Annotated in this window: 19 protein-coding genes and 2 tRNA genes; 9 read left to right on the top strand and 12 right to left on the bottom strand. The window is 43.1% G+C overall.

The window, feature by feature from the left end:
• Positions 1-257: 257 nt before the first annotated feature.
• Positions 258-2174, top strand: a complete 1917-nt coding sequence (locus H9653_RS09665; protein ID WP_191692181.1) for an AAA family ATPase — start codon at positions 258-260, stop codon at positions 2172-2174.
• Positions 2167-3474: a 5-methylcytosine restriction system specificity protein McrC gene (locus H9653_RS09670; protein WP_191692183.1), complete on the top strand. Its 1308-nt coding sequence runs from the start codon at positions 2167-2169 to the stop codon at positions 3472-3474. Before H9653_RS09665 ends, H9653_RS09670 begins: the two co-directional genes overlap by 8 nt.
• Positions 3475-3773: 299 nt before the next feature.
• On the opposite strand, the gene H9653_RS09675 is transcribed toward H9653_RS09670, so the two are convergent.
• From H9653_RS09675 to msrB, 4 genes are all read right to left on the bottom strand, one after another.
• Positions 3774-3850, bottom strand: a tRNA-Asp gene (locus H9653_RS09675).
• Positions 3851-3901: 51 nt separating this feature from the next.
• Positions 3902-3977, bottom strand: a tRNA-Val gene (locus H9653_RS09680).
• A 296-nt stretch (positions 3978-4273) separates the two neighbouring features.
• Positions 4274-4759, bottom strand: a complete 486-nt coding sequence (locus H9653_RS09685) for a glutathione peroxidase (protein ID WP_191692185.1) — start codon at positions 4757-4759, stop codon at positions 4274-4276.
• A 131-nt stretch (positions 4760-4890) separates the two neighbouring features.
• The gene (gene msrB, locus H9653_RS09690) at positions 4891-5313 is read right to left on the bottom strand and encodes a peptide-methionine (R)-S-oxide reductase MsrB (protein ID WP_068404968.1); all 423 of its coding nucleotides are present in this window, start codon (positions 5311-5313) and stop codon (positions 4891-4893) included.
• Positions 5314-5737: 424 nt separating this feature from the next.
• Between msrB and H9653_RS09695 the strand changes: the two genes are divergently transcribed.
• Positions 5738-7369, top strand: a complete 1632-nt coding sequence (locus H9653_RS09695) for an aminotransferase class I/II-fold pyridoxal phosphate-dependent enzyme (protein ID WP_191692187.1) — start codon at positions 5738-5740, stop codon at positions 7367-7369.
• A gap of 99 nt (positions 7370-7468) precedes the next feature.
• Here H9653_RS09695 and H9653_RS09700 read toward each other — a convergent pair whose 3' ends face one another.
• Positions 7469-9076, bottom strand: coding sequence for an inorganic phosphate transporter (locus H9653_RS09700; RefSeq protein WP_191692189.1), 1608 nt, complete (start codon positions 9074-9076; stop codon positions 7469-7471).
• A 679-nt stretch (positions 9077-9755) separates the two neighbouring features.
• Positions 9756-11408: an ATPase gene (locus H9653_RS09705; RefSeq protein ID WP_191692191.1), complete on the bottom strand. Its 1653-nt coding sequence runs from the start codon at positions 11406-11408 to the stop codon at positions 9756-9758.
• A gap of 282 nt (positions 11409-11690) precedes the next feature.
• Here H9653_RS09705 and H9653_RS09710 point away from each other — a divergent pair, with 282 nt between their 5' ends.
• From H9653_RS09710 to H9653_RS09730, 5 genes are all read left to right on the top strand, one after another.
• A complete protein-coding gene (locus H9653_RS09710; protein WP_144297199.1) occupies positions 11691-12401 on the top strand; it encodes an FFLEELY motif protein in 711 nt (236 codons plus the stop codon).
• 451 nt (positions 12402-12852) lie between these two features.
• Positions 12853-13662 (top strand): bifunctional demethylmenaquinone methyltransferase/2-methoxy-6-polyprenyl-1,4-benzoquinol methylase UbiE, encoded by an 810-nt coding sequence (gene ubiE, locus H9653_RS09715; RefSeq protein ID WP_242465429.1) that lies wholly within the window; start codon positions 12853-12855, stop codon positions 13660-13662.
• A 196-nt stretch (positions 13663-13858) separates the two neighbouring features.
• Positions 13859-14554: a ubiquinone biosynthesis accessory factor UbiJ gene (locus tag H9653_RS09720; RefSeq protein WP_191692193.1), complete on the top strand. Its 696-nt coding sequence runs from the start codon at positions 13859-13861 to the stop codon at positions 14552-14554.
• 90 nt (positions 14555-14644) lie between these two features.
• Positions 14645-16303: an ABC1 kinase family protein gene (locus H9653_RS09725; RefSeq protein ID WP_191692195.1), complete on the top strand. Its 1659-nt coding sequence runs from the start codon at positions 14645-14647 to the stop codon at positions 16301-16303.
• Positions 16304-16483: 180 nt separating this feature from the next.
• A complete protein-coding gene (locus H9653_RS09730) occupies positions 16484-17920 on the top strand; it encodes an FAD-binding oxidoreductase (protein ID WP_191692197.1) in 1437 nt (478 codons plus the stop codon).
• 223 nt (positions 17921-18143) lie between these two features.
• On the opposite strand, the gene ruvB is transcribed toward H9653_RS09730, so the two are convergent.
• From ruvB to H9653_RS09755, 5 genes are all read right to left on the bottom strand, one after another.
• Complete coding sequence (gene ruvB, locus H9653_RS09735; protein ID WP_068404994.1) at positions 18144-19124, bottom strand: Holliday junction branch migration DNA helicase RuvB; 981 nt, start codon at positions 19122-19124, stop codon at positions 18144-18146.
• A 197-nt stretch (positions 19125-19321) separates the two neighbouring features.
• On the bottom strand, positions 19322-19942 hold the full coding sequence (ruvA, locus tag H9653_RS09740) for a Holliday junction branch migration protein RuvA (RefSeq protein ID WP_191692199.1): 621 nt from the start codon (positions 19940-19942) through the stop codon (positions 19322-19324).
• A 104-nt stretch (positions 19943-20046) separates the two neighbouring features.
• Positions 20047-21084 (bottom strand): class II fructose-bisphosphate aldolase, encoded by a 1038-nt coding sequence (fba, locus tag H9653_RS09745; RefSeq protein WP_144297718.1) that lies wholly within the window; start codon positions 21082-21084, stop codon positions 20047-20049.
• 467 nt (positions 21085-21551) lie between these two features.
• Positions 21552-21938, bottom strand: a complete 387-nt coding sequence (locus H9653_RS09750; RefSeq protein ID WP_191692201.1) for a hypothetical protein — start codon at positions 21936-21938, stop codon at positions 21552-21554.
• A gap of 287 nt (positions 21939-22225) precedes the next feature.
• On the bottom strand, positions 22226-23428 hold the full coding sequence (locus H9653_RS09755; RefSeq protein WP_191692203.1) for a phosphoglycerate kinase: 1203 nt from the start codon (positions 23426-23428) through the stop codon (positions 22226-22228).
• Between the two features lie 422 nt (positions 23429-23850).
• Between H9653_RS09755 and H9653_RS09760 the strand changes: the two genes are divergently transcribed.
• A complete protein-coding gene (locus H9653_RS09760) occupies positions 23851-24180 on the top strand; it encodes a TraR/DksA family transcriptional regulator (RefSeq protein ID WP_144297721.1) in 330 nt (109 codons plus the stop codon).
• A gap of 47 nt (positions 24181-24227) precedes the next feature.
• Here the strand turns inward: H9653_RS09760 and H9653_RS09765 are convergent, their stop codons facing one another.
• Positions 24228-24896, bottom strand: coding sequence for a thiamine phosphate synthase (locus tag H9653_RS09765; protein WP_191692205.1), 669 nt, complete (start codon positions 24894-24896; stop codon positions 24228-24230).
• Between the last annotated feature and the right edge of the window lie 84 nt (positions 24897-24980).

Below are 24980 nucleotides of genomic sequence, written 5' to 3' on the forward strand. Positions count from 1 at the left end.
TGCCTCAGCAGGGACAGGTAGCCACATTGTAAATAGTATCAATAAGTTACAATGTGGCTTATCCCGAACTGGGGTTAGCTTAATATAACTGAAAAATGTCGATAAATCTAAAGAGAATAAATTTTTCAAGAATACTTATTGAAATACGCATATGAATGCTACTATGCCCAACATTATTTTATAAAAACCATATCGTAGTCATTAAATCTATAAATAGACTGAAACGTTCAGCTAACTGATAATAATAAGGCAATAGAATGAATTTTTGGCATATGCAATTACACCAAGAGAACGAAAGGTCAGAATGGGCACGAGAAAGAGAAGTATTACGAGATACTGGCTATATTGGTATGGGTGTTTGGGAAGAGAATAGAAAGTCGCAACCCCAACAAAGTAACTTCAAAAACACAATGAAAATTGGCGACATTGTTGCTGTTAGGAGAGGCAAAGATCTAATAGCTTTGACTGAGGTAACAGGCAAATATGAATACACAGAAGAAGTAACAGATCTTGATTGGTTCAAGCGCAGACGCAAGGTTAAGGTTCTAGATTGGTATAAAGATGAATATAATTACGAGGTAGCTTGGCTTGGTACTTTGAATATATGTGATAGTAAGACAGCTAAAACCACACAAAATATTAAAAAATGGTATGAGAAATTTATGAGTGAAAATCAAATAAACAAAGTATCTGAACTCCTAAAATATAAGCACCAAGTAATTTTACAGGGTCCGCCAGGCACAGGAAAGACCCGACTGGCTAAAATGGTTGCGAATAGTTTAACTGAGTCAGAAAATAAAGGTAAATCTGAGCAGATTATTGATAATCTCATCATAAATTTCGATACCGAAAGTAAAGATGCCAAGTTAGAGCGCGAAAATCTTGAACTGATGCTTTCAGCATTTTATGAAAAGTTTCCTAAAGAAAGACTAAAAGAGCTTACCTTAGAGAATTATTCGATAGGAACTGGAAATAATGACTCTTTTTGTTGGTGGATAGAGAGAGGGTTAGAAGATCTAGGGTACTATTTTCCAGGCACCTCACGTTCATACAAAATATATTGGAGCAAACTTAAGGATGAGTATAGTAAGCATGGATTTGTTAAAGATGTAGAGGACGATGAGTTAGCAATGAATATGGTTGCTAAAACTCTATATGACTTAGTGAACAATGGGAATACAAAGCAAGCATTTGAACGTTTTGGCAATAGCTTCGTACTCAAAGTTTTACAGAGCTATTATCCTGATGAATACTTTCCAATTAATAGTGAAGAAGCTATTGAAAATGCTTTAATGCTGTTTGATAGTTATGATGATAGTTTAAGCTTGATTGACCAAAACAGAAGATTAACACAGATTTATTTAGCAAAAAAGAGCCAGCTCAATAGTAAGATAACAAAACATGAGTTTGCAGCCACTATTTGGAATAATTTTGATTTAAAATCAGGAAAAAATTTAACCCAGTCGAATGAGATTCAAGCGCAAGGTAAATACGAAATCATTCAATTTCATCCGGCTTATACTTATGAAGACTTTGTACGAGGAATTGTAGCCAAGACTAATGATGCTGGCAATATCAGCTATGAAGTTGAGAATAAGATTCTCGCCAAGTTTGCAAAAAAAGCTATTGAGAACCCTAATGGCAAATACGTTCTTATAATTGACGAGATAAACCGCGCCAATCTACCATCTGTTCTAGGTGAGCTTATTTATGCTCTTGAATACCGCAGTGAATTCGTACAGTCCATGTACGAATATGAAGGTACACGAGATATCAAACTTCCTAAAAATCTATATATCATAGGCACAATGAATACAGCTGATCGCTCGGTAGGTCATATTGACTACGCTATTCGTAGACGTTTTGCATTTTATGACGTATTGCCCAATGCAAGTGTAGTCATACACAAAAGAGCTAAAGAACTTTTTGATGATGTGGCTAGATTATTCGACAACGATAATTCCTATCTATCATCAGATTTTGATGCTAATGATGTTCAAATAGGTCATAGCTATTTTATATTGTCTGACGATGAAGATATGACTGAGAAAGAGCTTGAAATTGAGCTTAAACAAAAGATTGAATATGAGATTAAGCCCATTCTTTATGAGTATATCAAGGATGGAATTTTATTAGATAGCGCTAAAGAGATAGTCGAAAAACTAGATGTCTAAGCTAATAAAATTAAACCACTTAGAAACTATACGCGAACACAATCAGATAGACTTTGCTTGTGAAGGTATAGAGGTTTCAGATATATTTTTTCAAGACAATGAGAAAAATGGGCTCTGCATTCAGGTTATTGATGGCAGAGAAAGTCTTTCGCTTAAAACGTCATATTTTATAGGCGCAGACTGGCTTGTTAAGAATCAACAAGCCATTTATGTAGCGCCAAAGATTAATGATGGTGTCCAAGAAGTTGATTATCTTGGAATGCTTCAATCATGTCTTACGCACGGTGACATTGCTAAGAATACCAAAGACTTATACCATATTAAGCTAAATGAACCTTTTATCGAAATTGATCAGCAGATGGACTTATTAACGCCACTACTGATCATGCAGTTTCTTCAAATTCTAAAAAGTCTGGTAAAGAAGGGATTGAAACAATCCTATTATAAAGTCGAGCGTAATCTTAATAGCAGAGTTAAAGGTAAGGTATTAATTGCTCAAAATATCAAAAAGAATATAGTTCGAAATAGAGTTACGAATACCTTTTGTAGTTATGAAGAGTTTGGCTTTGATAGCATTGAGAATAGAGTTTTAAAGCATACGCTAAGCTTTGTTAGACGTTATTTATCTCAATACCCAGAATATCTTGGATCAATGAAGTGTTTAATAGACTATTGCACACCTGCTTTCGAGAGAGTTAGTGATGAAGTCAATTTACATGAGCTTAAGGCAGTCAAGCGTAACTCCTTTTATAAAGAGTATCAGGAAGCCTTAAAACTCTCTAAGATCATTCTTAAGCGCTTTGGTTATCATATCAGTGAGATCGACAATAGTAGCGTTGAAAAAATATCAGTACCACCGTTCTGGATTGATATGTCAAAGCTCTTTGAGCTATACATATTAGGACTTCTTAAAGATAAATATGGAGATAAGATACTTTTTCAAGCGAAAGGTAGCTATGGGAATCCCGACTATTTACTTATTGATGAAATAGAGCCACTTATCATAGATGCGAAATATAGGCCTGCTTATCAAAAAGATAATCGTATAAGCTATATTATTGAGGATATTAGACAGATAAGCGGTTATGCAAGAGATGTGGGTATATTAGATAAGCTAGGCTACCATACGATAGAGGACCAATCTTCAAGTGTTGTTAGTTGCGTTGTTATCTACACTGATCAAGATAAGTGCGATAATCTACCTGACAGTTTAACCACTGGCACATCGATTAAGGAGTTTACTAAATTCTATAAGGTGCCGATTGCTGTTCCAACTCTTAAAAAACAGACTAACGTATAAGCGCTGTTAAACAGGGTGGTTTTCAGTCCCGACTTTTAATAATCTTGGTCACAAAATGGTCACCGTTTGGTCACCGAGCACTTGGTCACCGATTTTTAAAAGGCAGAGTGCATACAGGTAGACTTATAGAGAATACATTATTGAAGAGTAAACTGCTTCTTAGCGGTTGATAAAGACAGGATAACCAACCCTTACGGATAAAGGCTTTAAGAAGAGTTTCAGACACAAAAAAACCTCAAACAATCTAATGTCTGAGGCGAAACTTGCTTAGACTGGAAAGTCTAAATTTGTTTTAAATATGGCGCAGCGGACGGGACTCGAACCCGCGACCCCCGGCGTGACAGGCCGGTATTCTAACCAACTGAACTACCGCTGCTTAGGTCGTCTTTAGCATTTCGTCTTCTAAAAGACCCACTCGCTAAATGAGTGGTGGGTGATGACGGATTCGAACCGCCGACATTCTGCGTGTAAGGCAGACGCTCTACCAACTGAGCTAATCACCCTGAGAAGCGTTAAAAAATTGCACTGCAATTTTAGCTTCGCAAGGGAAATCCTTTAAATAGGATTTCCTGAAAGTTTTAACATTCAAAGCTGTCACCCTTTAAATAACTTTCAACAGAAGAGAACTAACTAAAGCCTCGCTCTGTGGGTGTGTATTATATAGATTTACACATGGCTGTCAAACCCTATTTGCCTTTTTCTTGCGTATTTTTTCCTAATTTAGCGGCAATTTATGCAAACCTATGTTTTTATTGGCTTTATATTTTATATAAAACCAATAATTTCTCTAGCTTATTATTTATTTGGCCGCCAATGCTTGTTCGATATCTGCTTTTAAGGCATCAGGCTTGGTGGTTGGCGCATAACGGTCAATTACTTGTCCATCGGAGCCAATTAAAAACTTAGTAAAATTCCATTTGATACCATCTGTCAGCAGCCCGCCTTTTTGGTCTTTAAGCCAATCAAAAATCGGATGCGCATCTTTACCATTGACATCAATTTTTGCCATCATTGGAAAGCTAACGCCGTAATTCTTTTGGCAAAACGCACCAATCTCCTCGTTAGTACCGGGATCTTGCGCGCCAAACTGATTACAAGGAAAGCCAATCACCACCAATCCTTGCTCTTGATATTGTTGATACAGCGCCTCTAGGCCTTCAAACTGAGGCGTAAAGCCGCATTTACTGGCGGTATTGACGATTAATAATACTTTGCCTTTATAATCAGCAAAGGCTTGCGAGGTGCCGTCCATACGCTCAGCAGTAAAATCGTAAATAGTGCTCATGATTCATCCTTAAATTGATTGTTTTATTATTTTTACTATTAACGTGCGTACTGATAAGAAAAAAGGAAGCACCGCGTACTTCCCTTTTATCACGCCAACTTTGGCTAAAATATTGATTATATTAATACTTATTACTCAGCTTTATCCAAATCGATAGACACTGAGTTGATACAGTAGCGCATACCAGTGGTCTCACGTGGGCCATCAGGGAATACGTGTCCCAAATGCGCGCCGCAATTGCTACACGTCACTTCGGTACGGCGCATGCCAAGTGAATTGTCTTCGTGCTCATCGATAGCGCTATTATCGATACTCTGATCGAAGCTTGGCCAGCCGCAACCGGCGTCAAACTTATTGTCCGACTCAAACAAGCTGGCACCGCAGCCTTTACAGCGGTAGATACCTTTATCATTGACGTCGTTATAAACGCCAGTAAATGGACGCTCTGTGCCCTTCTCGCGCATGACGTGATACTCGTCGGCACTTAAACGCGCTTTCCAATCTGCGTCGGTCAATTGGCTGATTTCTTCTTTGCTTAATTGATTGTCTTGCATCTTTTATCCTTATTAAATGATTGGTTATCTCATTTGCGATGTGTCAGTTAGTGATCAATTTATCGTACGTTTTTATAAAAACGCTAGGCTTTATCTGCTGCTGATTGTCTGACTATTCAAGGTAGTGACTATAAAAGTCCTCAATCTAGCAGTGTAAAGTTTCAGGTTTAAAGAAATAACATTAGAGATAGAGAAGTAAAATATAGCAAATTACGCTGCCGCCTCAATCAGTAAAGTTGTAATTTTATTAAACGAGCATTTGGCTCATTTTTTCATTGCTGAAAAATCACGATAGATTGCAAGTTATTCTTGCATAAAATATCAACTTTATAAAAATTCTGTCTTTAGGCTTGCATTAATAAAGTGTATGCAATAATATCTTGCATTAGGAATAGATTATCTTTAATAAAAGGCTTAAACAACAATGGCTGATAGCGAATTTTCCCAAGCTCCTCAAAGTACGCAAGCCGAACGACTGGTACAACTGCGCCGCGATAAAGGCATGACCGCCGAGCAATTGGCGCAGGCGATGACGGCAGCAGGTGCCAAGGTGAGTCGTGGTGCGATTTCTAATTGGGAGCGCGGCACCAATGGCATCGTGTCATCGAAGCTGCCGACCCTAGCGCGTATCTTAGGCTGTAGTGAAGGCTATTTATTACGTGGCGATTTGCAAAACGACATGGATAGCGTTGCTAATTCAAATCAACCTATCAATTCTTATAATAAAACCAATAATCATAATAAAAACGAAACGCCTAGGCAGCAAAGCGTATCCCCTACTTCTACCGCAAATTTACAACCCAACCCGATAAGTGGTCACTCTATGAATCCAATTAAAAAATCCGATAAATTACAAAACGTTTGCTACGATATTCGCGGTCCGCTTTTGCAAACAGCCAATAAAATGGAAGCTGAAGGTAAGCGCATTTTAAAACTCAATATTGGCAACCCTGCGCCATTTGGCCTTGAAGCACCGCATGAGATTTTGCGTGATGTGGCGATGAACCTGCCAGAAGCGACAGGATACTCGGACTCGCAAGGGATTTTTGCGGCACGTAAAGCGGTCTTGCAATATTATCAATCAAAAGGTCTGCTATCAGCTGTCGATGTGCGCGATGTATATTTGGGTAATGGTGTCTCTGAGCTGATTGTGATGACCATGCAAGCACTCATGAACGATGGCGATGAGGTGCTTGTGCCAATGCCCGACTATCCGCTTTGGACAGCAGCGGCCAATTTAGCAGGCGGTACAGCGGTACATTATCGCTGTAATGAAGACGACAATTGGCATCCAGATATCGAAGATATTAAGTCTAAAATTACGCCCAAAACCAAAGGCATTGTGGTGATCAACCCCAATAACCCAACGGGCGCGCTGTATAGTGATGAGGTGTTATTGCAAATTATCGAAGTCGCAAAAGAGCATGATTTAATCATCATGGCCGATGAGATTTATGACCGTATTCTTTATGATGATATGGTGCATACGCCGATGAGCACCTTGACCGATGACGTGCTGGTATTGTCTTATAACGGCTTATCAAAGTCGCACCGTATCGCTGGTTTCCGCGCGGGCTGGATGATGGTTTCGGGTAAAAAAGACCACGCTGCCGACTTTATCGAAGGCTTAGACATGTTGGCGTCTATGCGTTTGTGCTCAAACGTTCAAGGCCAATATGCCATTCAAACGGCAATGGGCGGCTATCAAAGTATGAAAGAGCTCACTTCAAAATCAGGACGGCTATCAAAGCAGCGCGAACTGGCCGTTTCACGTCTTAACGCAATAAAAGGTATTTCTTGCACCATGCCGCAAGGGGCGTTTTATTGCTTTCCAAAGATGGACCCTGAGGTTTATCCTATCAAAGACGATATGCAGTTTATGATGGATTTATTGATAGAAGAAAACGTCTTAATGGTACAAGGGACCGGTTTTAATTGGGATGCACCTGACCACTTCCGCTTGGTGTTTTTGCCCAATCTGCATGATTTAGAAGATGCCATGGATAGATTGGACCGCTTCTTTGCCAAAAAACGTAAGCAGTTTGGTACCGAGTAATCATTCAAACTTGTATAAAAAAACGCTTATCAGCAGCTGCCGATAAGCGTTTTTTATTCTTTAATAAAACACTATAATAAAAAACAATAGAACTTTTATTTAAAAAATATTACTTAATAACAGATAGCTGATAGCCGACATCGAAGCCGCCGCAGGCAGGGTAATTACCCATGCCAAACCGATAGGCTTCATCAGCGCCCAATTGGTATCACGATTAACGATACCGATGCCAAGTACTGCACCAACCAGCGTATGCGTACTGGATACGGGCAGACCCATGGTCGATGCGCCCATGACGACGGCAGCCGCAGCCAATTCCGCTGAAAAGCCTGAAGCTGGATGCATTTTTGCTAGATTAGTACCGACGGTTTGAATAACTTCTTTACCGATAAACCAAAGGCCAACGATAAGCGCCACACCAAAGGTCAACATCACCGCAGGCGGCACGGCAGCCTCGGTCGCTATGCTATTGGTACGGATAACGTCCATAATTGCCGCAAAAGGACCAACGGCGTTGGCAATATCGTTTGAACCATGACTAAAAGCAAAGGCGGACGCGGTAAAGACCTGCATCCAGCTAAACATAATAAACGTCGCTTTGGTCAAATCTTCTTTATGCTTGCCGCGGATACTTTTGGTATAAATAAAGGTTGCAAGCCACACCAGCGCCGCTATCATACCCATGATAAAAAAGCCTTGAATCGTCGTCATGTTACTGTTGACGTTTTTTAGGCCTTTGAACACCACCAACGAAGTCATGACCGCGCCGCCTGCGCCAGCGATGAGCGGTACCCATTGTTTAAGGGCTTTTAGGGTATCAAGGTTGCTACGTTCGTGCTCAATCTTATAAAGCTGTTTGTAATAATCGGTTTCTAAATCCTCGATGTCACAATCATCATCTTTATAGATTTCTTGATCGCGCAGCATCGCTGAGGTATACGCCAATTGCTCTGACTCGGTTAGACTTTCTAGATACTCTTTATGGTTTTGCTTGACAGTTTTTTTATCGTCTTTTAGCGTCGCAATATGCGCTTCGGTTCGATCATTATATTCAATGATTTTTTTCTTAATTTGACCATATAAAAGGTAAGAAAATACGCCGCCTAACACGGGTGAGATGACCCAAGAGATAGCAATTGTTCCAATCGTACCCCAATCGACGGTCGATAGTGCCATGTCGGTACCACCTAAAGAGATACCGAGTACAATAGAGCTACCAACGACGCCGCCAATAATGGCATGGGTGGTCGAAACAGGCAGACCTTTTTTGGTGGCAAACAACAGCCAAAATGCCGCCGCGATAAGCGCTGAGAGCATGACATAAATAAACTGATTGGGCGAAACCGATAAACCATCTAAGTCAACGATGCCGCTGCGGATGGTATCGGTAACTTCACCGCCCGCCAGCACCGCGCCCGACACTTCAAATATCGCGGCGATACCCAAAGCTTGCGGAATCGTCAATGTCCCTGCGCCCACTGAAGTACCGAAGGAGTTGGCGACGTCGTTACCGCCGATATTAAATGCCATAAAGACACCAAAAGCCGTCGCTACGATAAATAGCGTCGTCTGCTGATGCATGGTGTAATCTAGACCCCACCATAAAAAGTAAGCGGTCATCGCAATCAGTAAAATGGCAAAAAATAGATTGATTCTCATAGAACCGACTGCTTTGGTTGGTCCTGTAGAACTGCTGCTAATACCCATACGTTGATACGTCCTGCGTAAGCTGATTGAAATTATAGGTGATTGATGTCATTGCGGCGCTATTGATGGTGTCGTTTTTACCACCCAACATCATGATAGCGTGTCCGCAACGTGGTTTTGTCATACTGTTTTGAATATGTTTCTCGAAATACTGTTTTGAATGTACGAATTTGAAAATAGGGTTATAAAAAGTTACTATCTACTGCGCTCTATATTGTCCTGATAGCTCTGCGTGCTTGTAAATATTTACGCGCAAGCTTGCCCACCTATCAGCGAAAAACCTAAGCCACAAAATGCCATAAAGCCGCAAGTAGTCTTGCCAAATCGTCCGATTACAGCAGCTTGCGGCTTAGGTTTTATAGTGATAGCGTTGGTTATAAAAAATCTGTTGTTAATAATTAAAATATTTATAGGATAAATACCGTCTCTGACTGTGCAGCTATTTTGTGAGCAGGCAGAAGTTATTACGCGCCTATTATATTAAATATAGACACAGATTGCATGATGATATTGCGAGATTTGTAACTTTGAATATATCACTCAAAAAAGCCGCCTATTTAGTAGAAAAATGTTGTTAATTTTTCCTAAGACTTCAAATAAAAAATAATATTAACTTTTAAACTCGTATAAAGCCTTTATCACTATTACTATTCAATACGAGCCATCACTTATCATCCATTTATTTAGTATCAGCAGTGATAGACAATGCCGCGGATAGCTGTTTAATAGCGTGGTCTAATACCTCTAGGCGCGCTTGACGCTTTTCATTAGTCGCGATGATTGCCCAAGGTGCATCCTTGGTATTGGTACGTGCCAACATATCAGCTGCCGATTGCACATAATCCACCCATTTATCACGATTACGCCAATCATCATCGGTCAGTTTAAACTGTTTATGCGGCGTCTCTTCGCGCGCCTCAAAGCGTTTGAGTTGCTCCCCTTTATCAATAGCGAGCCAATATTTGATAACTATCGTGCCAGCAGCGACCAAATCTGCTTCAAAACGATTGATTTCGTCATAAGCGCGCTGCCATTCTGCGTCAGTCGCAAAGCCTTCGATACGTTCGACCAATACGCGCCCATACCACGTACGGTCAAAGATGGCGATACGGCTGATACGATCGATTTGCTCATTGGGCAGCTTGGTCCAAAAACGCCATAAATAAGGATGCTGCAATTCATATAACATCGGTGCGCCAATATTATAGATCTGATATTCGCGCGGATCGAGTGGCGCAACCAGTCTTTTGATCGCGCCGCCTTTGCCAGCCGCGTCCATTCCTTCAAAGGCAAACACCACATGCCGACCCTGACGCGCCCGTAGCAATTTGGCAAGGTGTGCTTGCTTATCAGCAAGCGCTTTATGATAGTCAGATTTCTCTATCTCGGTATCGTCAATATTTATCAAAGTTTTAGGGACTGCTACAGGCTCGAATCTTGCTGCTTCTTTTATATTCTGACTTTCTGCTTTACTCCTTTCGAGCGCGGTTTGCATCGCCTGCAATACTTCATGACAAAAATGGGTGGCAGCCTCTGATTTATCATCGCCATTGATAATAATCCAGTCATTCTGCTGGCGTAATAGCGCGGTTGCTACCTTATTAAAAGTATTGACGACCTGTTTACTTTTCCAATCGATTTGATATAAAAACTCTGGATCAGCTTCATCATCGTTGAGCCGCGCCTTCAAGGTTTCGATATCGACATGAAACCAGCATTTAAGCAGTTTGGTTTGGTTAGCAGCAAGGTCTTGTTCAAAGGCTTGTAGTTTGGTGAGTTCTTGCTTTAGATAGTCTTGCCATTGGCCAATAGGCAAGGCGTTATTTTTCAGCGTCTTATTATTCTTATCTTCAATTTTTTTCACCTTATCGTCATCATCTAGGGTCGCCATGCGCATGACGTTATAGAGTAAGTCGGCATACCAGTTGCCAAAATACACCATCACATCGCCATGACGTGGCAGCGCTTTGGTATGCGCTTGCCAAATCGGCTGATGCTCTAAGGGACAATCTCCGATAGTCGCCTCAACCTTGAGTAAGCGCGGGTCAACCCATTGCCGCAGCTGGGTGACTGCGGTGCCCTTGCCCGCTTGCTCCATGCCGTTGACCAGCACCAAAAGCCCAGTTGGTTTATTAGTAGTCGGCGGTGTTTGCTGCCGCGTGGCGCGCAGGGCAAACTGGGCGGTGACTAACGCCAAGCGCAATGTATCTTTGTCCATAGCAAAGATATTTAACGGATTGGGCGTCAAACGCTGCTCAACGACTTGCTTACTAAACTGGTCACTTATCGCTTCTGGCGCTTGGCTTTCAGTCGATTTATTTTTTTTGCTCATGTCCATACTCGCTTTATTGTTAGATAATTTTTATACATCTCTTATTTGTAGTTTTTATAAGCTGTCTTATTTATATAGTGAATCATAGCATTGCGTAAAACCAGTAAATAACCCTGCTATGTAACAGTTTGGCATTTGTATTCTGTGGTATTTTCTTTTAAGGTGAACAAAATCTTGCGCGCATGCTTTAATAGCTGCCCACAAAGATAAGAATTTAGTATCATTTCCACTCTTTTATTAGCAATTTTATTGCCATTTTTACTTTTTATAGGATTACCTGCCATGTCTGCGTTAGCCAATTTACAACAGCACTTAAACCGTTTTTGGGCGCTGCCACACCATAAAGATGCTGCCTTAAATACCAAGCTCAAAGAAGTGCAAGCATGGCAACAGGCACGTATTAAGCATACCCATAGCGCGCTGTTTGAACAACCAAAAAACAAACCGATGGCAGAGTATTTTTTAACCCAGCTATACGGTGGTGATGAATTTAAAGTATTGGCAGAGCAGTTAGATCGTATTCTCCCCAAAGCCAAAAAACTTGAACGCCTTGCTAAAGAAGCTTCTTTAGAAGCGGGCAGCATGGGCATTCAAGCGTCTATCTTGGCCATTGAGCTGGATTTACATTTGGCCGAGTGGTTGGTTGCGCAAGATTTAGCAGTCAATGAAGAAAATATGCTTGCCGCTTACCGCGCAGTCGATGAGGCCAATGAGCGCCGCGTGCAGATTAACAATCTAAAAGAGGTCTGCTACCGTACCGATAAAGATTTGAATTCATTTATGCTCAAAAAAGCCTTTGGTCTCGCAAAAGGCACGGCTTATCGCCATAACTTCCAGCCGCTTTACGACTTTATCGATTCAGGCTTTAAAGCGATGAAACCGCTAAAAAGTGTCAGCAGCTTTATTGAACCGTTTTGTGAGCGCGAGCTTGAGATTATTGACGAAGTTCATGACACCAATAATGGCGGTAAGGCAGTAGCGTTTGGTGTATGATAGGGTCAATAATGCCCGTGGCTAACTGACCGCTATAGTGCTTAAATAGGGTTTAAACCGTATGCAATCGGTGTTTAAACCCTATGCAAACAACGCTTAAATACGCCATCATAAAAACAAATAATAGGATAATCGTATGACTGATAACTCAAATAACAACCCTAGCCAAGCCGATCAAACCCATACTGATAAACCTACTTCTCATGGTCATCTGCAAGATAAATTGGTTAAAGATAGTATTGCTCATAATCAAAGCATCACCGCGCAAGTAAAAGCGCGTCAAAACCAAAGCGCTAGTACGACGCTGAATGCCAATGCTGCAGCCGATAGCAGCAATAATAATGACTTTACCCAAGTGCACGACTTACCAACCGGAACCCCACAAGGTCAACAAACGACTATGCCAAATACCATAAATAACAGCGCCAATCCTACTGCTGCGCACGCACAAATGGCCAAGCAAACGCTTTTTAACCAACGTGATGACATCAATAATCCCCATACGCCTGATACCGATGGTAATGAGCAAACACATTTCGGCTATAAAACGGTCAATAAAGCAGAAAAACAAGCGCGCGTTGCCGATGTTTTTACCTCAGTTGCCAAAAAATACGACATTATGAATGACTTAATGTCGTTTGGTATTCATCGCCTGTGGAAACGTTATGCGATTAGCCTGTCGGGCGTACGCGCCGGCCAGCAGGTGCTCGATATCGCTGGCGGTACGGGTGATTTGGCCAAAGTATTTAGCCGTGAAGTGGGTCGCAACGGCCATGTGGTATTATCAGATATCAATGCAGCGATGCTAGAAGTTGGCCGCGAACGCCTCATCAATGCCGGCTGTAATAACGTTGATTTCGTCTTAGCAAACGCTGAAACTTTGGCGCCATTTGATGATGAAAGCTTTGATTTGGTGACTATCAGTTTTGGTCTGCGTAACGTCACAGACAAGGATGCAGCGCTAAAATCTATGTATCGCGTCCTCAAGCCAGGCGGTCGTTTATTGATTTTAGAATTCTCAAAACCTGTGTTTGAGCCATTATCTAAAGCTTATGATTTGTATTCATTTACGGCGTTGCCGATTATGGGTAAGTTGGTTGCCAATGACTCTGAGAGCTATCAATACTTAGCAGAATCAATTCGTATGCACCCTGATCAGCAAACACTTAAGCAGATGATGCAGCAAGCAGGCTTTGAGAATTGTGATTATCATAACTTGACCGCTGGTATCGTTGCGGTGCATCGCGGTTTTAAAGCCTAGTTTTAAAAAATCATAGTTTTAAAAAAGCACAGGTTTAGAAAAGAATAGCTTCAGCGCTTTTTAAAAGCTGCTTAGATAAACACGCTTTTTATGATACAAAAACGTCTGTCGTTGAGCAGGCGTTTACATCGTTATAACAGCCAATATTGAAATATGCGCCGCGCTTATGGCGCTCAACCAAACATGTGAGGGCCTTATGCTGACTGTCTTACTTTTGGCAGGTGCCGAAAAGCTGATTAATATCGCCATTGCCAGCGATGAGATTACCAAAGCTGGGCTAGCGCCGCTTGCGGGCAAAGTGCTGCGTCTTAATATGGGCATGCCCGAGATTAATCTAGACGTTTTATTTACCGAAGATCGTTTGCGCTTTGAGCCCGTCATGACAGAAGGCGTGTTTGAACCAAGCGGCAGTATGAATGAGCGCCAACAGGCCAGCCTAGAGCGTTCGCGACTTGGCCATAGTCGACCAGATTGCACCATTACCGTTGATAATCCTGCGCAGCTGCTGAATCTTATGCGCGGCACAGAAGGCAACTTACCGATTGCTGGTGATTACAAAGTGCTGATGCAACTTAAGCAGCTGGTTGCAGGATTTGACCCTGATGTTGCCGGCCAGCTTGAGCCGTTTATTGGGAAACCGATGGCCAGCCAATTACACCTGCTTATCTCGCAGCTAAAAGGCAGCTGGCGTCATAGTGCCAAACGCGCCTTTAACGATGTCAGCGACTGGGCCAATGACGTAGCGGGTAATGTTACTCCTGACCCGATGGAAGCCGCCGAAGTCAATGATCTAAAGCAGCAGTTATTAAAACTGCGTGCGGATATCGAACGTGAAGAAGCCAAGCTTGCCGCTATCAAAGATGAGCAAGCACGTTTAACCAATCATAGATAATAATAAATAGAGTCTATGACTGTCTAAACGTTCATCACACATAGGCATAGACTCTGCCCTATTTTCGACTTTTTAGAGTAACCCTATCTCATGCTACTATCCCATCGCGCCCGCTTGCTTGAACTTTGGCGTATTGCCGCCGCTTATCGCATTGATACCCATTTGTCTGTCGAAGAAGCGCCGCAGCTACAACCGTTAGCGCGTTTAATTCGCTTGCATCCGGCAGCTTGGGGTAAAAAACATCAGCCCAATGCCATCAAGTATGCGCTTGAGGATATGGGTACGCTGTTTTTAAAACTGGGACAACTGCTCTCGACGCGCCGCGATTTGGTGCCGCCTGAGATTATCGAGCAATTGGTGCAGTTGCAAGACAAGGTCAAGCCTTTCGACTCTGACGTTGCTATTGCCCAGATCCAAGATACCAGATATGGTTTGGGTCAATCTATCGCTACGCTATTTGCCCGCTTTGATGTTAAACCATTAGCAGCGGCTTCTATCGCTCAAGTACATACGGCCGCTTTGCATGATGGCCGTGAGGTAGTAGTGAAAGTGGTTCGCCCTGATATTCGCACCACTATCGTTGCTGACTTTGAACTATTACGTGAGCTTGCTAATTGGGCATCGGCGCGTATCGAAGCGGCGCGCGCGATTCACATTGTTGATATTGTCGAAGACTATCGCCAAGTGATGCTTAATGAATTAGATTTAACCTTGGAAGCGGACAATACCACGCAGATGCGCAATAACTTCTTAGGTTCAGCACTGATGTATGTGCCTGAAGTCTATGACGCTGCCAAAAACGTCATGGTCATGGAGCGTATTCAAGGCGTTCCTATCTCACAAGTTGAGGTGTTTGATAAGCTTGGTTATGACCGTGCGACACTAGCAGAAAAAGGCTTAACGATATTTTTTACCCAAGTATTTCGCGATAACTTTTTTCATGCCGATATGCATCCGGGTAATGTCTTTGTAGAAACGCCGCCGGTTAAAATACTCACGACAGATATGACAGCGGTCAATTTGGGTCATGAGCCACGCTATATCGGGCTTGATTGTGCCATTATGGGTACGCTATCAAAAGACGACCAGCTTATCGTCGCGCGCATGCTGTTGGCGGTAATGAATAATAACTTTACGGCGATGGTTGATATCGTCAGTAGAGCTGGCTGGATACCGCCCAATACCGATAAGCATGCACTCATGCGTGATATGAAACGCACTGTCGGTCCGATGCTACAAAAATCCATTAATGATATCGACTTTGCTGGTGTGTTGATGCAGATTTTAGATATCGCCCGTCGCCATCATATGAGTATCCCGCCGCAATTGATGCTGCTACTTAAAACCTTGGTGCATGTCGAGGGACTTGGTCGTGATTTATATCCTGAGCTGGATATTTGGTCACTTGCTAAGCCCATTTTAAGTGGCTGGATTAAAGAGCAGCTCGATCCGATGCGTAACTTACAACATCTGCGTCAGCAGTTGCCAGAGATTTTATTATCCACGACGGATATTCCTAAGCTGCTAGACCAAGGTCTACAAAGTCTTGCTTCACAAGGCTCGCGCCAAGACAGTCAGCTACGAGAAATCCAGCAAATTCGCGCCGATATGCTAAACGACCGTCGCCGCGATTGGTTAGCGCTATCAGGTTTTGCAGTATTTATTGCTATCGCCACCCAAGTCGGTTGGTTTGCGCCTATCTTTTATCTATTAGCCATTATCGTCGTTATTTGGCGGGTTTTAGCTTAGGTTATTAATTTTTAACGAAAAAATATCCGTTAATTACTATCAAAATATCTCACTTGAATAAGCTCTAATGCATTTTAATTGCCCTTTAACGACAATTAAAATGCATTAGAGCTTAACTTTTTATCTTATTTAGCATGTCGTTTACCCAGTAAATATACGTCTTATATGGAGAATTTACCTATGTCGACCATATCATCTATATCGCCTTCCAAATCTCATGATTTAATTAAATCAGACCATAGTGACGCTATTGCCGCTTTGCAAACACGCTTTGGCAAACAACTTAGCACCAATACCACCGTACGTGAACAGCATGGTCATACCATGACCTGGCTTGCTAACCAGCCACCCGACGCGGTATTGACCGTGCAGGATAAACACGAAGTCTCTGCAGCGGTTGAGATTTGCAATCAGTATCAGATGCCAGTCATTGCCTTTGGTATTGGCTCATCTTTAGAGGGCCAATTGAACGCTCCCTATGGCGGTTTATGTATCGATATGCATGCCATGGATGCGATATTACAGGTTAACAATGAAGACCTGACCGTTACCGTACAACCTGGGGTCACACGTGAGCAGCTCAATCATTATTTACGCGATACTGGCTTGTTTTTTCCGATAGACCCCGGTGCCAATGCCAGTATCGGCGGCATGGTCGCGACCCGTGCTTCAGGCACCAATGCCGTCCGTTATGGCACCATGAAAGATGTGGTACTTGCCCTTGAATTGGTGACCGCCAGCGGAGACATTGTGCGCACCGGCACACGTGCCAAAAAATCTGCCGCTGGTTATGACTTGACGCGCTTAATGATAGGCTCAGAAGGGACTCTTGGTATCGTCACCGAGGTTACGCTTAAACTATTTGGTATTAGTGAGTGTATTGGTAGTGGTATTTGTCATTTCCCAACGATTGAGGATGCCTGTCAGGCGGTGATGTTGACGATTCAAATGTGCTTGCCAATTGCCCGTATCGAGCTGCTCGACGCGATGCAAATCAAAGCTTGTAACCAATATGCCAATTTAAATTTAACAGAAACGCCTACGCTATTTGTAGAATTCCATGGCACAGAAGCCAGCGTCGCCGAGCAAGCGCAAATCTTTACCGATATCATCGAAGAGTTCGGCGGTACAGATTTTGCTTGGGATACCAACGAAGCCGAGCGCAAACGTCTGTGGCAAGCACGCCATAACGCCTATCACGCCAGCTCTGCCCTACGACCTGAGGCAAGCGCTTTATCAACTGATGCCTGCGTGCCCATTTCACGCTTAGCAGAATGCGTCAGCGCTACGGCAAAAGATATCGAAGCGTCAGGCATGATTGGACCTATCGTCGGTCACGTCGGTGATGGTAATTTTCATGTTTTATTATTGGTCGATACCAACAACCCTGAAGAAGTCGCTACCGCTGACGGTATTATCAGCCGCCTTGCCTCGCGTGCGATTGAGATGGATGGTACCTGTACCGGCGAGCACGGTATTGGGCAAGGCAAACAAAAATATATGGAGCAAGAGCATGGTAATGCCCTAGTGCTGATGCAAGCGATTAAATCTGCCCTTGACCCTAAAAACATTTTAAATCCAGGGAAGATATGGCCTGAAGCTTTACCTAAAGCTTAATTTTAAAAAAACTGCAGTATGAAAAAGCGTTTACCTTTAATTGTGTGATTAAAGGTAAACGCTTTTATAGTTTTAATATAGTTCATTCATTTTGAAGTAAATACGTGACTGCAGGTATCAATTTTTTGAAGCCTCTAGCGTGCACAGCACAAAGCAAGCGAGGACAATTGGTACCCGCACCACGCTATTAAAGACACGCTTCGTGCGTTTCGAACTGACTATCCTACAACATCTGGTCAATCGCCATCTGCGTCAATACCCGACCACGCGCCGTACGCAGCACATAACCTTGTTGTATTAAATATGGTTCAATCACATCCTCAAGCGTACCGCGATCTTCGGCCATCGCTGCTGCTATCGCTTCAACGCCAGCTGGCCCCCCATCAAAACGCTCGTGTAATATCTCTATATAGCGTCTGTCCAAATGATCAAGACCACGCCTATCTACGGCGAGCATATCAAGCGCACTACCCGCTATCGCGCCATTGATACTGCCATCTCCTCTGACTTGCGCATAATCACGCACACGGCGTAATAGCCGATTGGCAATCCTTGGCGTTCCGCGCGAACGGCGCGCAATCTCTACTGCGCCATCTTCGCTCATCGGTACCCGCATCAAACGCGCCGCACGGCTAACAATCGTTGTCAGATCAGCGATATTATAAAACTCTAAGCGCTGCACGATGCCAAAACGATCTCGCAATGGCGAAGTCAGCAGCCCTGCGCGTGTGGTTGCTGCCACCAAAGTAAACGGCGGTAAATCAAGCTTGATAGAACGTGCCGCTGGACCTTCGCCAATCATAATATCAAGCTGAAAATCTTCCATTGCTGGATAAAGAATTTCTTCAATGACCGGACTTAGACGATGAATCTCATCGATAAAGAGCACATCGCCCGCTTCTAAATTGGTCAGCATGGCGGCCAAATCACCAGCACGCTCAAGTACAGGCCCTGAGGTAGAACGCAGATTGCCACCCATTTCACGGGCAATAATATTAGCAAGTGTGGTTTTACCAAGCCCCGGCGGACCAAAAATCAAGGTATGATCTAATGCCTCGTCGCGACCACGTGCCGCGCCAATAAACACTTCCATTTGCTCACGCACCACCGGCTGACCGATATATTCAGCCAATAATGCCGGTCGAATATTAGAGTCAGGCGCATCACCTGCCCCTTCTAACGGATTAATCAAACGATCTTGCATCATAGGTTTTATCATTTTATTAAAATCATTATTTTTAAAGGACTAAATCATAAACAGCATAACCAAACGCTGCGCATAAGTCATGCAAAACATCATAAAGCAGGTAGTCTATAAAACACAGCCCAAAACGAAAATAAGCGACAATCAATGTCGCTTATCTGTTTAAAATTTAACATAATTACTTATAGTTTAAATAATTAAAAGCCAGAGAGCTGTTGCAGAGTGGCTTTTAACAAGCTTTGCGTATCGGCAAAGGTATCACCATTACTTTTCGCCGCTTTAATAGCTTGCTGCGCTTCTCGTTCTTTATAACCCAAGCTAATCAACGCGCCCTCGACCTCAGCGATGATACTGCCTTCAACAGACATAGGCGCAGGCTGAAGCGCAAATTCTAAACTGCTATTATCAACCTCGATATTTTTCAGCTTATCTTTTAACTCAATCAATAAACGCTGTGCGGTCTTTTTACCGATACCGGGAATACGCGTCAATGCCGTCTCAGACTCTTGCTCGACGTGCATTTTTAGCTCAGCCGCTGACATCGCAGACAGCATCGCCAACGCCATTTTTGCCCCAACGCCATTGATTTTAATCAATTGGCGAAAAACATCGCGCTCTTTACGATCGATAAAACCAAAAAGCAGCTGCGCATCTTCACGCACGTGAAAATGCGTCCAAATACTCGCCTGCTCTTTGAGACGCAACTGGCAAAATGACGGCAGCGGCAGCTCTATATCGTAGCCTACGCCAGAGGCAGTCATGACACAGGCAGTCGGCGCCATCAAATATTGCACCTGCCCCGTAATCAATCCAATCATTAATCCACCACCTTTTATAAGATTTAATATAAAAACTGCTTATAGCATTTGCGCTAAAAATAAGCGGCTGTTATGGCTCAATGAGCATGCTTTGCTAACCACGCTTATTTATAAAAATCGACCATACCTTCAAGGCTGATAGGACGAATTTTATGCGCCTGACCCGCTGAGCCAAAGGCTTCAAAACGATTGGTACAGATATCTGACATCGCAACCATAGAGGCTTTGAAATATTTACGTGGATCAAATTCGCTAGGGTTTTCTGCCAAGAATTTACGGATCGCGCCCGTTGATGCCAAACGTAAATCGGTATCAATATTGACTTTGCGGACGCCGTGCTTAATCGCTTCAACGATTTGCTCAACCGGTACACCATAGGTTTCACCGATATCACCGCCGTTTTCATTAATAACTTTTAGCCATTCTTGCGGTACTGACGACGAACCATGCATGACCAAATGGGTATTCGGGATACGCGCATGAATCTCTTTGACGCGCTCAATCGATAAGATGTCGCCTGTCGGTGGACGGGTAAATTTATACGCGCCATGACTGGTGCCAATAGCAATCGCTAGCGCATCGACATTGGTGTCTTTGACAAACTGCTCGGCTTCATCAGCGCTGGTCAATAGCTGCTCGTGATCCAATACGCCTTCTGCACCTGAGCCGTCTTCTTCGCCTGCCATGCCAGTCTCAAGACTACCTAAGCAACCAATTTCACCTTCGACAGAAACGCCGCACGCGTGGGCCATCTTGACCACTTCGCGGGTCACGCTGGCATTATAATCATAATCCATTGGCGTTTTACCGTCTTCACCGAGCGAGCCGTCCATCATCACCGATGAGAAACCAAGCTGAATTGAGCGCTGGCAAATAGCAGGTGACATGCCATGGTCTTGATGCATCACCACCGGAATATGCGGCCATTCTTCAATCGCAGCAATAATCAGATGACGTAAAAATGCTGACCCTGCATAACTACGCGCGCCAGCACTGGCTTGCACGATGACAGGTGAATCACAAGCGTCGGCCGCCATCATAATGGCACGCATCTGCTCTAAGTTATTGACGTTAAAGGCAGGGACACCATAGCTGTGCTCAGCGGCATGATCCAAAAGTTGACGTAAAGATATTAAGGCCATAAAACGCTCTCTGATTAGATTTTAAAATAAATACTTATAACTATTAGGTGATTACAAGTGTTCCATCCTCGCTGCAAGGTAGGTAAATCGACAAGCAGCACTATAGAACAGTTGGGAAAATGCAGGATTTTTACTAGCAATTATCACGCGCAGATTATAGCAAATTTTGCCCACGCTTCGTAGCGGTTGAGCGACTATTTATTAGGCTCACATTATTAAGCTCGATTAAGCTTGCGGTTTTATTGAGCATACCGATTGTATTGAGGTTACAGCTTTGGTTTAATTGATGAATGATGCTATTGCATACTTTACTTTTAGCAATGCATAAAACGCAAAAAGCCTTGGTCATCACCAAAGCTTTTTAGTATTTCGAGGCTTATAAGACCGCTATTGATTATAGCGCTATGCATGCAAGTCAATTATTAAAATCAAATAACTTGAATGAATCATAACTGCTTAGCAATCAATTAGTACTGTTGTTCTGCTTCTACTGCGTTTTCACTGGCTTTCTCTTCAACAGCAGAGGCACCATCAGCAACCACGCCAGCAGTAGCGGAAACGGCTTCATTTGCGCCAACTACAACTGCTTCACCAGTATTTTCTATCGCGTCAGTCGCAGCAGCACCAGCTGTTTCAGCGCCTTCGGCAACTTCTGCGCCGGCGTTTTGGGCAGCAACTTCAGCGTCAGCAGCAGCGGCTTCGGTTTCAGCAGTAGCAACTTCTGTGTTAGCAGCAGCATCATCACCCGCAGACTCAGCAGCAGCTTCCGTTTTATCTTGTGTTTCTTGGCTACATGCAGTAATTGCAAAGGTACCAGCAAGGACACTAGCAAGTAACAAATGACGTTTTAACATAATAAACCTCTCGTAAATAAAGCATGCCAAATACATGATTTTCGCTATTTTATAGAGTACAAATTGGGCATGCAATCATAATTTTCAGTATGGAAACAAATAATTACTACTTAATAATAAGCTGTGACCTTTCACGCTCACTTTTATCCTGCAGCTCTCATATAGACAGGCCAATCAGCAATAAAACCAAACACGGTGGTCACTTTATTATTTTTATAGCCTACCCCAGATGCTCATAATAAGTTGTACGTCTAATGTTACTTAATTGATAAATGACGATAGAACGATTACTCGGTGATTTGTAAGGCGGCAACCGCAGGTAATACTTTACCTTCTACAAATTCTAAGAACGCGCCGCCGCCCGTTGACATATAGCTGACCTCATCAGCCACTTGATATTTATCAATTGCCGCTAACGTGTCACCGCCGCCCGCAATCGAGAACCCTTGGCTGTCTTTAACCGCGTTTGCCACAATTTGCGTACCTTGTCCAAAAGCATCGACTTCAAATACGCCGACCGGTCCATTCCATAAAATGGTTTTTGCCTTGATGATAGCAGCCGCTAATTGCTCGGCACTCTCTGGCGCGATGTCTAAAATCATGTCATTATCGCCGACGGTATCGACCGACTTGATAGTCGCCGCCGCTTTTTGTAATGAGCCGTTAAAGTCCGCAAAATCAATCTCATTTTTATCGGCCACGACCACATACTCTGGCAATAAAATCTCAGTCTTACTCATAATATCACGAGCGGTATCGACCAGTTCCGCCTCATATAATGATGCTCCAACGCTATGACCTTGCGCTGCCAAAAAAGTATTGGCAATACCGCCGCCAACGATAATTTGCGAGCAGACTTCAGCTAAGCTATGCAGTACTTCAAGCTTGGTCGAGACTTTTGAGCCACCAACGATTGCCAGCATCGGTTGGGCTGGCGTTTCAAGCGCAATACTTAAGGCATCAAGCTCAGCGGCCAATAAAGGTCCAGCGCAAGCGACTTTGCCCGCTTGACGCATGGCTTGAGTTACGCCTTCGGTTGACGCTTGCGCGCGGTGCGCCGTGCCAAAAGCATCCATGACAAACACATCGCACAAATCCGCATATTTTTGCGCCAACGCTGTGTCGTTTTTCTTCTCGCCGTTATTAAAACGCACGTTTTCTAACAGCACGACTTCGCCTGCCTTGATTGCCACGCCTTGAGTTAGATAGTCTTTATTTAAGCTGACTGGCGCAGCTAGCTTATCGCTTAAATAATCAGCAACTGGCGCAAGCGAATAGATGGCCTCAGGACTGCCTTCTGTCGGACGACCAAGGTGTGAGCAAACAATCACCGCCGCGCCTTTTTCTAACGCCATTTTGATGGTAGGCAAACTGGCTTGCAGGCGCGCATCGCTTGCGACTTTGCCATCTTTGATAGGCACATTTAAGTCTTCACGAATCAATACCACCTTATCCGCTAAGCTCAGCTCACTCATACGCAAAAAATTCATTACCTGCTCCTATGCATCATCTATGGTTAATCTACAATATGGCTGTTTGCTAACTGCAAAACGTTTTCACGAAATAGTCATTTTAAGACGTATATTATGGGTCATTCTCGCACTTGGTGTTATAGAACTGTCCAAGCAAGAATTTCAGCGGTGTATTCTAGCAGTTTTTAGTCTTCTCTTATAAAGAACTGCGATAAATTTTGCGCTATAGATTATCAATTCATATAACTGCCAAATTTCAATAGTAATCATATGCACTAAGAACAGTAACATTTCGTGGTGGTACTTCATCATCAGGCTGTTTATGATAAAAGAGTGTTTATGATAAGCACCGCTCATTATAAGAAAGCAGCTTATTATAAAACCTATGATGATAATGAATAATAAACCTAACAATAAAAACAATTTCTTAGGAGAAAATTATGAGTATTGATATTGAAACTGCCAAACAAGACCTGCTAAACCTAAAGGAAGAATATGAAACTCGCATTGATAAAATCGAAGACCATATTCAAAACCCGCAAGACGACCTCAATGAACATTGGGAAGATCAGGCCATCTCATACCGTCAAAACGACATGCGCGCAAGCTTGATGGATGAAGCACGTCAAAGCCTTATCTACGTCGAAAACGCGCTAAGCCGTATTGAAAACGGTACCTACGGCGAATGTGAAGTGTGCGGCAAACAAATTGAAGCGCAACGCTTAAAAGCGCTGCCATATGCTACGTTGTGTATGGAACATGCAGAATAATTTTTAATGGCTATTTTAAATACGTTTCACTTGAAATAACTTTCTAATCAAGCAGGCGTTTGCCATCTGCTAAGCGCCTGCTGCCATTGCTGACAACGCGCGGCAATTTTCTCTACAGGCAAATCCATAATATCGCCAACGACCGCCACATAGGTAATTGGCAAACCCGCCAGCTCGGTTATATTTTCCGCCGTCAACCCCCCTATCACGCAGATATCAATCCCCTGTTGACAACCTTCGATGAGCTGCTGGCGAGATATCACATGGGCATTAGGTTTGGTATTTGAAGCAAAAACTGCGCCCATCGCCGCATAGCTTGCGCCGTCTTCTTTTGCCTGTTTGACCAGCGCTACATCGCCGTGACAAGTTCGCCCAATAATTTGTTCGGCTGTAAGATAACGTTTGGCATCATCGATAGCGCCATCTTGTTGACCTAAATGCACCCCGATGCCAAGTTTTTTGGCAAGGGCAATGTCATCGTTCATCACAACATCGACATTATAGGCTCTAGCTAAGCTGACTATCTGCCGCGCTTCCTCATAGAGTTTTTCTTTGCCATTTGCTGATTGTAAGGTTTTTTTACGGCGAATTTGCAATAATGCTACCAGCCCTGTTGCTAATGCTGCTTCTAGTTTTGCATATAACAGCGCGAATTCATCATCATTGGTAAGTAAGTATAATTTGGGCGCGGGTGTCATAGCCGATGCTTGGAACATATCATTTTTCCTCAAATGGGCTCAAATTCGACCCAATAAAAAGGCTGTTATATTACATAACAGCCTTGTACATCAATATTAAAA

The sequence above is a fragment of the Psychrobacter communis genome (assembly GCF_014836505.1).
GTDB lineage: Bacteria > Pseudomonadota > Gammaproteobacteria > Pseudomonadales > Moraxellaceae > Psychrobacter > Psychrobacter faecalis.

What these genes read in the sequence shown, in the direction of transcription:
- H9653_RS09725 (WP_191692195.1), top strand. Translation starts at nt 14,645, where the DNA reads ATGCTACTATCCCATCGCGCCCGCTTGCTTGAACTTTGGCGTATTGCC.
- ubiE (WP_242465429.1), top strand. Translation starts at nt 12,853, where the DNA reads ATGGCCAAGCAAACGCTTTTTAACCAACGTGATGACATCAATAATCCC.
- H9653_RS09705 (WP_191692191.1), bottom strand. Translation starts at nt 11,408, where the DNA reads ATGAGCAAAAAAAATAAATCGACTGAAAGCCAAGCGCCAGAAGCGATA.
- H9653_RS09670 (WP_191692183.1), top strand. Translation starts at nt 2,167, where the DNA reads ATGTCTAAGCTAATAAAATTAAACCACTTAGAAACTATACGCGAACAC.
- H9653_RS09700 (WP_191692189.1), bottom strand. Translation starts at nt 9,076, where the DNA reads ATGGGTATTAGCAGCAGTTCTACAGGACCAACCAAAGCAGTCGGTTCT.
- H9653_RS09750 (WP_191692201.1), bottom strand. Translation starts at nt 21,938, where the DNA reads ATGTTAAAACGTCATTTGTTACTTGCTAGTGTCCTTGCTGGTACCTTT.
- H9653_RS09685 (WP_191692185.1), bottom strand. Translation starts at nt 4,759, where the DNA reads ATGAGCACTATTTACGATTTTACTGCTGAGCGTATGGACGGCACCTCG.
- H9653_RS09730 (WP_191692197.1), top strand. Translation starts at nt 16,484, where the DNA reads ATGTCGACCATATCATCTATATCGCCTTCCAAATCTCATGATTTAATT.
- msrB (WP_068404968.1), bottom strand. Translation starts at nt 5,313, where the DNA reads ATGCAAGACAATCAATTAAGCAAAGAAGAAATCAGCCAATTGACCGAC.
- fba (WP_144297718.1), bottom strand. Translation starts at nt 21,084, where the DNA reads ATGGCCTTAATATCTTTACGTCAACTTTTGGATCATGCCGCTGAGCAC.
- ruvA (WP_191692199.1), bottom strand. Translation starts at nt 19,942, where the DNA reads ATGATTGGATTGATTACGGGGCAGGTGCAATATTTGATGGCGCCGACT.
- H9653_RS09695 (WP_191692187.1), top strand. Translation starts at nt 5,738, where the DNA reads ATGGCTGATAGCGAATTTTCCCAAGCTCCTCAAAGTACGCAAGCCGAA.
- H9653_RS09755 (WP_191692203.1), bottom strand. Translation starts at nt 23,428, where the DNA reads ATGAATTTTTTGCGTATGAGTGAGCTGAGCTTAGCGGATAAGGTGGTA.
- H9653_RS09665 (WP_191692181.1), top strand. Translation starts at nt 258, where the DNA reads ATGAATTTTTGGCATATGCAATTACACCAAGAGAACGAAAGGTCAGAA.
- H9653_RS09765 (WP_191692205.1), bottom strand. Translation starts at nt 24,896, where the DNA reads ATGTTCCAAGCATCGGCTATGACACCCGCGCCCAAATTATACTTACTT.
- H9653_RS09760 (WP_144297721.1), top strand. Translation starts at nt 23,851, where the DNA reads ATGAGTATTGATATTGAAACTGCCAAACAAGACCTGCTAAACCTAAAG.
- H9653_RS09710 (WP_144297199.1), top strand. Translation starts at nt 11,691, where the DNA reads ATGTCTGCGTTAGCCAATTTACAACAGCACTTAAACCGTTTTTGGGCG.
- H9653_RS09720 (WP_191692193.1), top strand. Translation starts at nt 13,859, where the DNA reads ATGCTGACTGTCTTACTTTTGGCAGGTGCCGAAAAGCTGATTAATATC.
- ruvB (WP_068404994.1), bottom strand. Translation starts at nt 19,124, where the DNA reads ATGCAAGATCGTTTGATTAATCCGTTAGAAGGGGCAGGTGATGCGCCT.